Below are 12,734 nucleotides of genomic sequence, written 5' to 3' on the forward strand. Positions count from 1 at the left end.
TCCTTCCTGACCAGCCTTGCCTGGTCGCACCCGGGATGGGCCGTAGCCGGCACCCGACGCGCGCAGCCCCCCCGAAGCCGACCGGCCCCGGAACGCCCAGCACCGAGGCCACCCCACCGAAAGCTCCCACGTACAGGCCATCCTCGCCGAAAGGCGTGTACTCCACCCGAGGTCCCAGGGTGATGAAGGAGACCGAGAAGGCCATCACCTTGCCACCGACTCGGCAGTGCAACCAGCAGGCCGTCCTGTAGACAGCCCGTTCCATGCAGGCCCCCCAGGAGCCCAGGCAATGGCGCCCTCGAAGGGGCCAGCCGCTCCTCCAGCGCGTGCCTCGCGAGGGTGGACGGATGCGCAAGCTGAGCAACGGGAGGCGCAACCGGAGCAGCGGCTTGCGCGAGGGGGCGAGGAGCGCGCCTGAGACCCGCGGGTCAGCGCCTGCGGGTCAGCGCCTGCGGGTCAGCGCCTGCGGTAGGGCGAGCGACCCGCGAAGAGCGCGCCGTCGCCGAGGGTGTGGGCGATGCGCAGGAGCTGGTTGTACTTCGCTGTCCGATCGGAGCGCGACGCGGAGCCCGTCTTGATCTGCCCGGCATTGGTGCCCACGGCCAGGTCGGCGATGAACGTGTCCTCCGTCTCGCCCGAGCGGTGGGAGATGATCGAGCGGTAGCCGCCTTCACCCGCCTGCCGGATGCACTCCAGCGTCTCGGACACCGACCCGATCTGGTTCAGCTTGATCAGAATCGCGTTCGCGAGCCCGTCCTCCATCCCCTTCGCCAGCCGCTCCGGGTTGGTCACGAACAGGTCGTCGCCCACGAGCTGCACCTTGCGCCCCAGCCTGTCGGTGAGGAGCTTCCAGCCCGCGTGGTCGCCCTCGGCGCACCCGTCCTCGATCGACACGATCGGGAAGCGCGCGCAAAGGTCGGCGTAGATGTCGACGATCTCCTCGCGGGTCCGGGGCGCCTTGTCGAAGGTGTAGCGCTCCGTCTTCTCGTCGTAGAACTCGCTCAGCGCCGCGTCGAGCGCGATGCCCACGTCCTCTCCAGGACGGTAACCGGCGGCCTCCACCGCGCGCACCACGTACTCCAGCGCCGACTGGTTCGACGCGAGGCGCGGCGCGAAGCCGCCCTCGTCGCCGACCGCGACCACGTGGCCGTCCTTCTTGAGCAGGCCCTTCAGGGTATGGAAGATCTCCACGCCCACCCGCAGCGACTCCGCGAACGTGGGCGCCGCGTACGGGATCACCATGAACTCCTGCACTTCGAGGCCGCTGTCCGCGTGCACGCCCCCGTTCAGGATGTTGAGCATCGGCGTCGGTAGCACCCGCGCCTGCGCGCCGCCGAGGTAGCGCCACAGCGGCAGCTCCACCGTGTCCGCCGCGGCGCGGGCCACTGCCATCGACACCGCGAGGATGGCGTTGGCGCCCATCTTCGACTTGTTGGGCGTTCCATCGACCGAGAGGAGCACCTGGTCCACCGACGCCTGGTCCAGGGCGTCCATCCCGATGATCGCCGGCCCCAGGCTCGTCTCGATGTTGCGCACCGCGGCGAGCACGCCCTTGCCGAGGAAGCGCTTCTTGTCGCCGTCGCGCAGCTCGACGGCTTCGTACTCGCCCGTCGAGGCGCCGCTGGGGACTGCGGCGCGGCCGAACCCGTTCAGGGTGGCCACCTCCGCCTCGACCGTGGGGTTACCACGCGAGTCGATGACCTCACGGGCAATGACGCTCTGGATCTCCGACATGATGTCTCTCCTCTGGGCTGCGAGGCGCGCCTCGGCGGGCCCGCGCCCGCCATCGAGCGCTGCCGATGCGGTGCTGCGCCCGTCACGGCGGGCCGCAGGCGGCGGGAGCATAGGCGGCCCTGGCTTCCCTGTCGACGGTGGACGGCGCGCTGGCGTAAGCTCCGGGCCAGCGTGGAGACCGGGCAAATCGAGACATCCATCGGCGTCTTCGGGGAAGAAGTGATCCTCTGGATCTGCATGCTCCGACAGTCTCCCCAGAGGCCGCCTCCGGAGCATGTCCTGCGGCAGGCGAACTTCCTCCTCGACGAACTGAAGAGCAGCAAGGCCGCGCAGGCCATCCCCGTGCAGTCCGCGGACGACGGGATGTTCGTCATCGCCGCGCTCCTCGACGAGATCGCCATGGGCTTGCCGGATCTCCGCCCGCTCTGGGCGCAGCACCCCCTGCAGGCCACCCGCTGGCTCACCCACAACGCGGGCGTCGAGGTCTACGACCGGCTCACCCGCGTCCACGAAGGACCGAAGTCGGTGCTCGCCACCTACGCCGTCGTGCTCGGCATCGGCTTCCTGGGGCGTTTCGGGTTGCCTGGCCAGAACCCTTACGCCGTCGCGCAGCTCCGCCGCGACCTCACCGTCAAGCTCCGCGTCGATCCAGACCGCGACTGGATGGGCGGGACCATCCACCCCGTGCGCGCCGACGAGGCCAACATCTACTCGAGCAAGGAGCCCTGGTTCCGCTCCATCTGGGTCGCGCGCGGCCTCGGCGTCCTGCTCGCGCTGATCGGCGCCACGGCGCTCATCATCTCGATCTACGGAAAGGTCGCTGGATGAGCGGACCGTTCGTCTACGAGATCGCGAGCGTCTACTCCGCCATGGAGCGGACCCACGGGAAAGACCCCTACGCCGCCCCCTGGTACCTGGTGATCGGCGACCCAGGCTCGGGCCGCTCCACCGCGGTGCAGCGGATGGACCTCACCTGGGAAATCCAGGGGCCGCTCCCCATCGGCTTCAACCAGGCGCAGTGCACCTACTGGCTCGCCCGCGAGGCGCTCTTCATCGAGCCCGGGCCCTCCGTCCTGGGCCCCCAGCGCAACCCGCAGGCCATCACCGCCCTCTGCCAGGACCTCAAGCTCGCCAGGCCGCGCGAGGCCATGGACGGCATCCTGCTCGTGCTCAACATCGCCGACCTCATCGACCTCGATGACCAGCGGCTCGACGAGTACGGCAGCCGCATCCGTGGCTACCTCGTCGAGGTGGGCAAGGCGCTCCAGGAGGACGTCCCCGTCTACGTGGTGCTGACCCGCTACGACACCCTCTGGGGCTTCGCCGAGGTGTTCCAGTGGGGCCCCGACCGGGTGCGCGAGGAGCCCTGGGGGTTCGTGCTCCCCTTCGACCTCGACAGCCAGGACGCCGTCCCCCGCATCCGCGAGGAGCTCGAAGCCTTGAACGCGCGCTTCGAGGCCTTCTGCATGCACCGCCTCCTCTCCGAGGACCCGCCCGAGCAGCGCACCCGCGCCTTCCAGCACCTCGCCGAAGTGCGCTCCCTCAAGGAACGGCTCTCCCAGCTCTTCGAGGTCCTCTTCCGCGCGAACTCCTACGAGCGCGCCCCCTGGGCCCGCGCGGTGATCATCGGCAGCGCCGTCCCCGGCACGGGCGACCGCCTGCGCGCGAGCGTCACCCGCTTCATCAACATGGGCCTCGCCCAGCCCCCGGCGGCCCCGACGGCGGGGCGCCCCGGAGGCCTGCCAATTCACGCCTTCATGAAGCTCGTCGTCCTTCCCGAGAAGGACCTCGTGCGCACCCGCACCCGCTGGCGGGACGACCCCATCTTCGTCATCTCACTCGTCGTCGGCGTGCTGCTCCTCGTCGCCACGGGACTCACGGAGCTGATCCTGGCCCTGCTGGAGAAGCCCCACTAGACGTCGCCGACGCGCCCCGCTCCCCCGCGAGCTTCACCTCCAGGTCGATCCACGCGCCCAGGTCGGGATCGATGCTGAAGAGCCCGTAGCTGAACGCTCGCCCGTTGATGAGGATGTGGGGCGTCCCCTGCAGGCCAGCCTTGTCGCCGGCCTGCACGTCGCGCTCGATGGCCACCCCTGCCGCGTCGCTCTGCCTGTCGGACTCGAACCGCTCCATCTGCAGCCCGAGCTCCTGCGCGTAGCGGCGTAGATCGGTGTCGTTCAGCGCGAGCTGGTTGTCGAAGAGCATCCGCTCCATCTCCCAGTACTTCCCCTGCTTCTGCGCGGCGAACGCCGCACGCGCTGCGGGCCCCGCGTGCACGTGCGCCCGCAGCGGGTAGAACTTGTGCACCAGCCTCACCTGCCCGGGGTGCGTCGCGAACGCCTCCTCGATGAACGGCATCGCCCGCTTGCAGGCGGGGCACTCGTAGTCGGACCACACCACCACCACCACGGGCGCGTTCTCTGGCCCGCGCGAGGGCGAATCGCCGATCGCCACCTGCTTCACGTCGGGCCCGAACCGCGCCGCGTACGCCGCTTGCGCGTCTGGGGGCGCCGCGCCCCCGTGGATCTTGTCGGCGAGGAGCTGCGCGGCCGGCGCGCACGCCGCGCACGACCGCGCCTCGCGCACGCACTGCGCGATGGACACCGCCTGCTCCGAGCATGGCGCGTACAGCTCGTTCACGAGCTTCCACCACAGCACCCGCTCGCGGCGGACGAGATCACCGGTGTTCACGCCGGCCAGCTCCTCGGGCTCGCTCTCCGTCGCGGGGAGCGGCGCGGCTCCCGACGGACCTGGCAGCGCTGCCGGATCGCCTTCGAACTGAGGAGATTGCGGAGATTGCGTGGAACCGCAACCAACGAGCACGCTCGTGAGCAGCACGGCGCAGACCGAACGACTCCTGTTCACCACGCGGTGAATCCTACACCCCGAACCCGGAAACGGGAGCGGATTGAGGGCTCGACAGCGGCATCCGACCGGGTTACGCGATGGATGCCTCGCGCGCCGCGGAGAGCCCCGGGAACCCGACGCCGTGACCACCGCAACCCGCCTCTCCTCGTTCTTTTCCCGCGAGCAGGCCCGCTGTCCCACGTGCCTCGAGCGCATCCCGCGCGGCGCCGATCCGTGCCCTGAGTGCGGTGAGTCCACGAAGCTCCCAGTCCCCTCGGCGAGCAGACTTTCCATCGCCGACGACCCTCCGGGCGCGAGCTGGCTCCACATGCACTGGCGCCCGCTCGTCACCCTCGGTGCGATCGGCGCGCTCATCCTCACCGGCGTGATCCTGCGGCACCTCGCCCCCGATCGCTTCGCCCCCTCGCGCGCCGCATCGGCCCGCGCCACGGTCCCCACCTGCCCCTCGCCCTGCTGGAACGGCGAGGCTTGCCAGCTCGGACGCTGTGTCTGGCAGAAGCCCAACGACGTCGGACATCTCGCCGCCGTCCCCTCGGTCTCCGGCCCCTTCCCGCTCCCGAAGGACGCCTCCGACACCCTGCTGCTCGACGACGAGCGCTTCGCCGTCGCCCTCCTCTCGGGCGCCCAGATCCGCAGCGCCCGCACCGGCGAGGTGCTCAGCCTCCTCAGCGAAGCCCCCCAGGCGCGCCGCCTCCACCGCGTCGGCGACATGGTCTACGCCACCGCGCCGCAGCGGATCTACGTCTTCCACGCCGGCACCCCGCGCGTCCTCAAGACCATCGAGGTCGGCTCCCTCGTCGGCGATCTGGTCCCCGACCCCAGCGGGCGCCGGGTGCTCGCCTCGCTCCCCGCGGCGCACGCCGTTGCCATCATCGCCACCGAGTACCACGCCGAGATCGACCGCATCCAGTTCGGCGACGATCCCGTGGGACCGCTCGCCGTCGACGACAGCGGCGCCCGCGCCATCACCACCACCGGTCAGGTCCCCCTGGCAGGCCTGCGCGATCCTGCGGGAGGCGCCGTCTACGCCTTCGATCCCAGCCGGCTCGGCTGGGATCAGGACCGCGTGCGCGCCTCCCAGCTCGGCAACCCTGTGAGCGTGCTCATGACCCCCGACGGCGATCTCAGCCTCGTGGCCCTGCGCGCCGAGAGCGCCCTCGTCCCCCTCCGCTGGCAGCCTTCGGGCGCCATCCGCCAGGAAGGCGATCGCATCCCCACCTGCCGCGAGCCCGAGCACATCGACCTCGTGCGCAGCGAGCGCCGCGCCATCCTCCGCTGCAACGAGGGCCGCGCCATCCAGGTCCTCGACCTCACCCAGCTCACCGCCCTGCAGACCATCGAGTTGCATGGCCGCGCCGCCGACCTCGCCGTCTCACCTGACAACGCCCAGGCGGCCGTCGCGGTGAACAGCGAGGGGGCAGGCTCCCTCGCCCTCATCGATCTCCGGACGTACGCAGTCTCCACCGTCCCCCTCGGCGCCGAGCCGACGCGGGTCAGCTTCTCGCCCGACGGACGCGCCGTCATCGCGCTCTCCGAACGGTCCAAGGTCACGTGGGTGATCCGGTGAGCGAAAACCAATCCACATCCACCTCCAGCGTCTCCGTCGCGCAGGCCGAAGCCGGGCCCGCGGCGAGCCCCCGCATCCCCTGCCCGAGCTGCAAGGCCCCCATCCTCGATGGCGCCCGCAAGTGCCGGAGCTGCAAGGCCTGGGTCACCGCCCCCAGCTCTCCCGACGCCCCCACAGCGGCGCCGCCTCCCCGGCGCTCCGGCCGCGCCACGGTCACCGTCTGTGCCACCGTCGTCTCCGTCGTGATTGCCCTGATCACGAACCGCGAGTCCACCGTCGGCGAAGCCCCGCCCCTCACCGAGCTGCAGCCCGAAGGCAACGCGCAGGGCGCCGCCCCCGACCCGGCCGCCATCGGCCCCGACGACCCCGACACCCCTGAGCCCGCCTCCGCACCGTCACCCGAGGCCCAGGCCCGCTGGCACGTCGCCCGCGAGTTCCGCGTCGGCGACTACCACCCCCTCGACCTCGCCTTCAACCCGAAGGGCAACTCCGTCTACGTCAGCGGCGACGACGCCTCCCTGCGCGAGTACCGCCTCAAGAGCGGCGAGCTGCTCCACAAGGCCTCGGTCCCCGCCCAGGGCGACCACATCCGCGTCCTCTTCGACCGCTACGTCGCCGTGCTCCGCCACGAGGACGCCGCGCGCATCCCCGTCATGGACACCACCGCCTGGGACCGCGACCCCGTGCTCCTCGAAGTCGGCCGGAGCCCTGGCGACATCGTCGAGCTCCCCGACGGCCGCAGCGTCGTGGCCACCACCGCCGACTCCAGGCGCCTCACCCGCTTCGAGCTCCCGAGCGGCGCCCGCACCTCCAACATCACCCTGCCCCACACCACAGCCCAGCTCTACGTCGTGCACGCCAACGGCAGGACCCACCTCGGCGCCCTCGGCGTCCTCACGCACGCCGGCCGCCCCGCCGGTGCCTGGCTCGACCTCTTCGACCCCGAGGAGACCCCCTTCGGCGCCACCCGCCGCAGCATCCCCGCCGGGCGCGACCCTCGCGCAGGCGCCGTCACCACCGACGGCGGTGCCCTCTTCTACCCCGACCGCGTCTCGAACACCGCGGTCCTCATGTCCGTTGCAGGCGTCACCCGCTCGCGCCAGGTCACCGTCAGCGGCGGCCCCACCCGCGCCTTCCTCCTCGAAGGCGACCGCTACGGCGTCACCCTCAATGCCGAGGCCCGCACGGCCAGCGTCATCGACCTCGACGCCATGACCATCGTCAGCACCCTCCCCCTCCGCGGCATCCCCTCCGGCGGCGTCACCTCGCCCGACAGGAAGACCCTCTTCGTCGTCCTCGGCGGTGAGGAGCACCCGCCCACCGGCAGCGGCGTCGACATCATCGCCGGCAACCCCCCCAAGATCGTGGCCTCCCTCCCCACGGGCAGCGGCGCCTGCGCGGTCGCCGTCTCCAAGGATGGCCGCCGCGCCGCCGTCGCCTCCTACCGCGACCGCTCCGTCACCGTGCTGGAACAGTAGCGCGCTCGGCCACACGGCGCATGACCTCGCGCGGTGCCGCACGGCCTCGCGCGACCGTGCGGACGCATGTCGAACCATGTTTGCGTCTGTTAGCCGCCGGCCCGCGCGCACCCCGTACGGTACGCTCGTGCTCCATCATGTCCGCGTCCCCCGACAACGAGCCGATCTCCGTCGTCTACATCGAGGATGACGACCGCCTCGCGAGCCTCACCGCCCGTTACCTCGAATCGCACGGCGTCCGCGTCACCGTCGCTGCCGACCCCCGCGACGGCATCGCCAAGATCACCCGCGAGCGCCCCGACGTGATCCTCCTCGACCTCATGCTCCCCGGCATCGACGGCATCGAGACCTGCCGCACCCTCCGTGCCCGCATCGACACCCCCATCATCATGGTCACCGCCCGCGGCGAGGAGGCCGACCGCGTCCTCGGCCTTGAAGGCGGCGCCGACGACTACATCGCCAAGCCCTTCTCCTCCCGCGAGCTGCTCGCCCGCGTCCGCGCCCAGGCCCGGCGCGCCCGCGGACGCTCCGGCCCGGCCCCCATCCAGCTCCGCGTCGGCCGCCTCCTCATCGACGTCGCCGCCCGCCACGCCACCCTCGACGGCAAGAACCTCAACCTCACCACCTACGAGTTCTCGCTCCTCCACGTCCTCGCCGAGCGCCCCGGCCGCGTCCTCACCCGCGAGCAGATCATGGAACTCGTCCGCGGCAACGCCGAGGACGCCTTCGACCGCTCCATCGACGTGCACATCTCGCACCTCCGCCAGAAGCTCGGCGACGACTCCCGCAACCCTCGCCTCCTCAAGACGGTGCGCGGCATCGGCTACATGCTCGCCGAAGAGCGCGTCTGACCGTGCCCTTCTCCGTCCTGCGCCGCGTACGCTCCCGCCTCGCGCTGCGGATCTACCTCGCCGGCCTCGCCCAGTTCGGCGCCGTCATCCTGGGCTTCACCCTCCTCGTGCGCGTGCTCTCCCCCGGTCCCCGCGTCTTCGAGGTGCGCAGGGACGCGCGCCTCGCGACCTCCCTCGTCGCCGCCCAGCTCGGCGACGGCGACGCCCTCACCCGCGAGCTGGCCCGTGTCCGCGACTTCCTCCACGCCGAGCTGACCCTCCACGACGACACCGGCGCCGTCCTCGCCTCGACCGACGACCTCCCTCCCCCCGAGGCCATGCTGCCTCCGGAGCGCCCCTTCTGGCCCCCGGAGCGCGGCTTCCGGCCCCCCGAGGGCGCCACGCCGCCCCCGGGCATGCCCCGGTCCCCCGACGCTCCCCGGCAGGAGACCTTCTCGCCCCAGCAGCACGGTCGTCACCCCTTCGACGGCGCGCTGCACCACGGCCCTCCGCCGCCGCCACCAGGTGCGGTCCGCGGCGATGACATCACCGTCGTGCTCCGCCTCCCTGACGGCCGCACGGGTCGCGCCGTCTACACCCCGCTCGTCCCTGGCAACCCGGGCCCCCCAAGGCACCATATCGTCCTCATCGTCGCCCTCGTGCTCATCATCGTCGGCGTCGCCTCGCTCCTCACGGCCCGCTCCCTCGCGCGCCCCCTCGCCCGCCTCTCCCAGGCCGTGCGCGCCCTCGGCGCGGGCCATCTCGAGACCCGGGTCGCCCTCGCCCGCACCGATGAGATCGGCGAGGTCGCCGCCGCCTTCGACGAGATGGCCGACCGCCTCACCGCCCTCCTCCGCGCCGAACGCGAGCTGCTCGCCAACATCTCCCACGAGCTGCGCACACCCCTCGCCCGCATCCGCGTCGCCCTCGACATCGCCGCCGAGGGAGACGCCGAGGTCGCGCGCCAGTCCCTCCGCGACATCACCGAGGATCTCGGCGAGCTGGAGCGCCTCATCAGCGACGTCCTCACCGCCGCCCGCCTCGACCTCGGCCAGCAGAGCGGCGCCCCTGGCATCCCCCCGCTCCGCCACGAGCACCTCGACACCCGCGAGCTGCTCGACCGCTCCATGGCCCGCTTCCGCAGCGCCCACTCCGAGCGACCTCTCGTCGTCGACCTCCCCCCCGATCTCCCCGCCCTCGACGGCGATCCTGTCCTCCTCCGCCGCGCCGTCGACAACCTCCTCGACAATGCCCACAAGTACAGCAGCCGCCCCGACGACCCCGTCACCCTCCGCGCCTCCACGACCTCCACCGAGATCCTGATCGAGGTCGCCGACGAGGGCATCGGCATCTCCCCCGAGGACATGCCCAAGATCTTCCGCCCCTTCTTCCGCACCGACCGCAGCCGCACCCGCAGCACGGGAGGCCTTGGCCTCGGCCTCGCCCTGGCCCGCCGCATCGTCGAGGCACACCACGGCACCATCACCCTCGACAGCGCCCCTGGCAAAGGCACCCGCGCCTCCGTGCGCCTCCCCTGCGCGCCCCTCAGCGTCGGACGACGGCCGCCGGAGAGCGCGCGCGCCCCCACCAGCAAGGCCTGACCAGGCCAGACGCGTCGACAGCACGCCGACAGCACGCCGACGGCACGCCGACGGCACGTCGGTGACGCGGCGGGAGCGCGAGCCCCGCCGCCTGCGTTCTTCAGGAGAGGCTTACTGCCCGAGGGAGGGCTGGCTGTTCAGCTTGGCGAACTGAGAGGCGAGGCGCGCGGCCGAGGTGCCGAGCCCCGTCGGGCCGCCGACGTTCTTGAGCAGGCTCCCCGGCGTCCGGTCCGCGCGCAGCTCGAACTCCCGGTAGCGGTCCACGGTCTGGTGCCAGATCATCACGCCGGCCATCCACTCCTGCAGCCTCTCGACGTACTCGTTCACCTTCGCCCGACCCGCGTCGTCGAGGCCGAAGTCGTCGAAGAGGACCGGCAGCTCCGTCTTCTTGATGAACTCGAACTGACGCATCCGCGCGGTCATCAGGTCATTGACGATCGACACCGCCTCCGCCGAGTCCACCCCGAGGAAGTTGCGGACGACGAGCACCATGTTGTGGAACTCGCCCTCGTACTCCACCTCCTTCTGGTAGGAGAACACGTCGTTCGTGAAGCAGGCGTAGTCCATGGCCGAGTTCTCCAGCCCGCGGATCGACCGGGTGCGGAAGATCTCGGCCGGGAGCTCGTCACCGATGGACATGCGCGAGAGGCTCGTCGTCAGCTCCGAGCCGAACGTCCTGCGGCGCATCTCCACGTAGTCGACCGGATCGGGGATGCGGTTCAGGGTCTGGTTCGCCAGCTCCCACAGCCAGCTCGACGTCATGTTCATCACCGCCGTGCGGAACAGGTCCCGCGCGTTCGATGACAGGCTCTCCATCATGCGTAGCCAGAGATCGGCCAGGCCCTTCTCCACCGGGTTCGTGGGGACCTCGGTGATCGCGCCGCTGTCCGGCATGAACAGCCTGAGCCGCTCGTTGAACACCTTCGCGCCTGCCAGGTTGCGCGGATAGGTGAAGAGCGCCGGGAAGAAATCGTCCGCGTACGTCCCCCAGACCAGCCAGCACGCCGTCAGGTCAAGCTCCGGGCCCGTCGCGTCCGGGTGGATCACCGCGCCGCACAGGGCCACGTCGGCCACGTCGAACTTGTGGTCGTCCCAGATGTAGCCGCCGGGCACGCCCGGGATCACGTCGAGCATCCCCATCCGGCGCGCCCACTCCTTGGAGTTACGCCTTGCGGCGTCCAGGTGGGGGCTCTGCCCGGTCTTGAAGGGCATGTAGAACTCGGGGAGCTGCACCGGCCCCACCGGCTCGAAGGGAACGAAGGTGAAGTTCCTGATCCGCTGGAGCCCGAGCGCGCCGGGTGTCCAGAGGATGCGCAACCCCGAGGTGCCGAGCCCCGTCGGCCCCGGGAGCGTCCCGCCGAGCGGTGAATCGCTCGTGGCGGCGCCGCCTTTGTTCATGTAGCGGCTCGACCGCATGTGCCACTCGTGGCCCCCGGACTGCCAGTCCTGCAGCCCGCGGATGTAGGTGAGCACCTGCGCGCGCTCGATCGGATTCAGCCCGAACTCCTCGAAGAGGGGGGGCAGCTCTGTCACCGCCGTGTTCTCGAACTGCTGCAGCCGCGAGGTCAGGATCTCGTTCGTCAGGTCGGCGGCGCGCTGGGTGTCGCAGCCCAGGAACTGCTCCAGCACCAGCACGTTGTTGGCAAGCTCGCCCTCGTCGAGGATCTCGCGCTCGTACGAGAACAAGTCGTTGCGCAGGTGCACCCCGTCGGAGAACGTGGCCTTGAGAACCTCCATGGGACGCGACTTGGCGATCCGGTCCGGCACCTCCACGAACACCGCGTGCTCCACCAGGTCCGCTGACCAGGGGGCACCGCCCACCTTGCGGCGCATCTCGATGTACTCGATCGGGTTCGACACCCGCCGCTCGGTGATGTTGTAAAGCTCCCAGGTCGACTCCTCGAGCAGGTGCTTCGTGCTCTCGAAGAACCGCTTCCGCCACTCCATCGACTTCGAGGGCACCGTACGCGCCCACAGGTCGATGAGGCCACGCTCCACCCCGTTGGTCGGCTCCGGCGGGGGCGAGAGGTCCACCGGCATGAACAGCGGCAGCCGATCCAGGTACTTCTTCGCGCCCGCCTGGTCCTTCGTCCGCTTGTAAAGCTCCAGGAAGTGGTCGTCGAAGTAGAAGACCCACACGTACCAGTCCGTCACCAGGTCCAGCTCCGGCCCTGGCGCCTCGGGGTGCGTGTACGCGCAGAGCAGCGCGTAATCCATGGCGTCGAATTTCGCCTCGTCCCAGACCTCGACCCCCTCGCTCTCCGGCGGGTCGAGGATCCCCATCTCGCGCGCCCACGCCTTGGAGTGCACGCGGGCGCCCTCCAGGTTGGGGTTCAGGCGCGCCGGCCAGGGCACGTAGAAATCCGGCAGCTCGAAGGGTTGCTTCTTGTTCCCCCCAGCCTTGCTTCCACTCATCGTGACGTCACCCCGTGAAGGCCCAGGACCACCCTGAGCGGCCGAATTCTGCGCCTCTCGTCGCGGCGCGCGAAGCTCGCGGATCAACCCCCGAGGACCCCTGCGAGTCCTCGCTGGCAGGCCGAAGCGCGGACAATCTCGCACGAATCGCCCGGCATGGGCAGACCCTCGACGTCGGCGCCCGCGCGTATGCCCTGGTTTTCCGGCTCCGTCCCCGCGCCCCCCTGATCCCCCCGCGTTT

The 12,734-nt window shown here is 70.9% G+C and carries 10 protein-coding genes; 6 read left to right on the forward strand and 4 right to left on the reverse strand.

The genetic code is table 11. The annotated features are described in order from the left end of the window. Together CAP_RS53800 and eno are read right to left on the reverse strand one after the other, a co-directional pair. On the reverse strand, positions 1-205 hold a 205-nt coding region (locus tag CAP_RS53800; RefSeq protein ID WP_044243554.1), incomplete at its 3' end, for a hypothetical protein. 251 nt (positions 206-456) lie between these two features. Beyond that, complete coding sequence (eno, locus tag CAP_RS20135; protein ID WP_044243694.1) at positions 457-1,734, reverse strand: phosphopyruvate hydratase; 1,278 nt, start codon at positions 1,732-1,734, stop codon at positions 457-459. 171 nt (positions 1,735-1,905) lie between these two features. Here eno and CAP_RS20140 point away from each other — a divergent pair, with 171 nt between their 5' ends. Continuing rightward, positions 1,906-2,562, forward strand: coding sequence for a DotU family type IV/VI secretion system protein (locus CAP_RS20140; protein ID WP_231511583.1), 657 nt, complete (start codon positions 1,906-1,908; stop codon positions 2,560-2,562). Beyond that, the gene (locus CAP_RS20145) at positions 2,559-3,650 is read left to right on the forward strand and encodes a type VI secretion system protein (RefSeq protein WP_044243558.1); all 1,092 of its coding nucleotides are present in this window, start codon (positions 2,559-2,561) and stop codon (positions 3,648-3,650) included. The genes CAP_RS20140 and CAP_RS20145 overlap by 4 nt, the downstream gene beginning before the upstream one ends. Here the strand turns inward: CAP_RS20145 and CAP_RS20150 are convergent. After that, on the reverse strand, positions 3,610-4,599 hold the full coding sequence (locus tag CAP_RS20150; RefSeq protein ID WP_197041267.1) for a DsbA family protein: 990 nt from the start codon (positions 4,597-4,599) through the stop codon (positions 3,610-3,612). The two genes, CAP_RS20145 and CAP_RS20150, sit on opposite strands and share 41 nt — an antisense overlap. Before the next feature lie 124 nt (positions 4,600-4,723). On the opposite strand from CAP_RS20150, the gene CAP_RS20155 reads away from it, so the two are divergent. From CAP_RS20155 to CAP_RS20170, 4 genes are all read left to right on the forward strand, one after another. Further along, complete coding sequence (locus CAP_RS20155) at positions 4,724-6,169, forward strand: YncE family protein (RefSeq protein WP_231511584.1); 1,446 nt, start codon at positions 4,724-4,726, stop codon at positions 6,167-6,169. Then, complete coding sequence (locus CAP_RS20160; RefSeq protein WP_231511585.1) at positions 6,166-7,647, forward strand: YncE family protein; 1,482 nt, start codon at positions 6,166-6,168, stop codon at positions 7,645-7,647. Before CAP_RS20155 ends, CAP_RS20160 begins: the two co-directional genes overlap by 4 nt. A gap of 137 nt (positions 7,648-7,784) precedes the next feature. After that, positions 7,785-8,498 (forward strand): response regulator transcription factor, encoded by a 714-nt coding sequence (locus CAP_RS20165; RefSeq protein ID WP_044243561.1) that lies wholly within the window; start codon positions 7,785-7,787, stop codon positions 8,496-8,498. Between the two features lie 2 nt (positions 8,499-8,500). Further along, a complete protein-coding gene (locus tag CAP_RS20170; RefSeq protein WP_052375551.1) occupies positions 8,501-10,078 on the forward strand; it encodes a sensor histidine kinase in 1,578 nt (525 codons plus the stop codon). 111 nt (positions 10,079-10,189) lie between these two features. On the opposite strand, the gene CAP_RS20175 is transcribed toward CAP_RS20170, so the two are convergent. Beyond that, positions 10,190-12,493, reverse strand: coding sequence for a family 2 encapsulin nanocompartment cargo protein terpene cyclase (locus CAP_RS20175; protein ID WP_044243564.1), 2,304 nt, complete (start codon positions 12,491-12,493; stop codon positions 10,190-10,192). Positions 12,494-12,734 lie beyond the last annotated feature (241 nt).

Origin of the sequence: Chondromyces apiculatus DSM 436 (assembly GCF_000601485.1) — a bacterium.
Lineage (GTDB): Bacteria > Myxococcota_A > Polyangia > Polyangiales > Polyangiaceae > Chondromyces > Chondromyces apiculatus.

Coding starts and splice junctions, on each gene's coding strand:
- eno (WP_044243694.1), bottom strand. CDS start 1,734: ATGTCGGAGATCCAGAGCGTCATTGCCCGTGAGGTCATCGACTCGCGT.
- CAP_RS20145 (WP_044243558.1), top strand. CDS start 2,559: ATGAGCGGACCGTTCGTCTACGAGATCGCGAGCGTCTACTCCGCCATG.
- CAP_RS20165 (WP_044243561.1), top strand. CDS start 7,785: ATGTCCGCGTCCCCCGACAACGAGCCGATCTCCGTCGTCTACATCGAG.
- CAP_RS20175 (WP_044243564.1), bottom strand. CDS start 12,493: ATGAGTGGAAGCAAGGCTGGGGGGAACAAGAAGCAACCCTTCGAGCTG.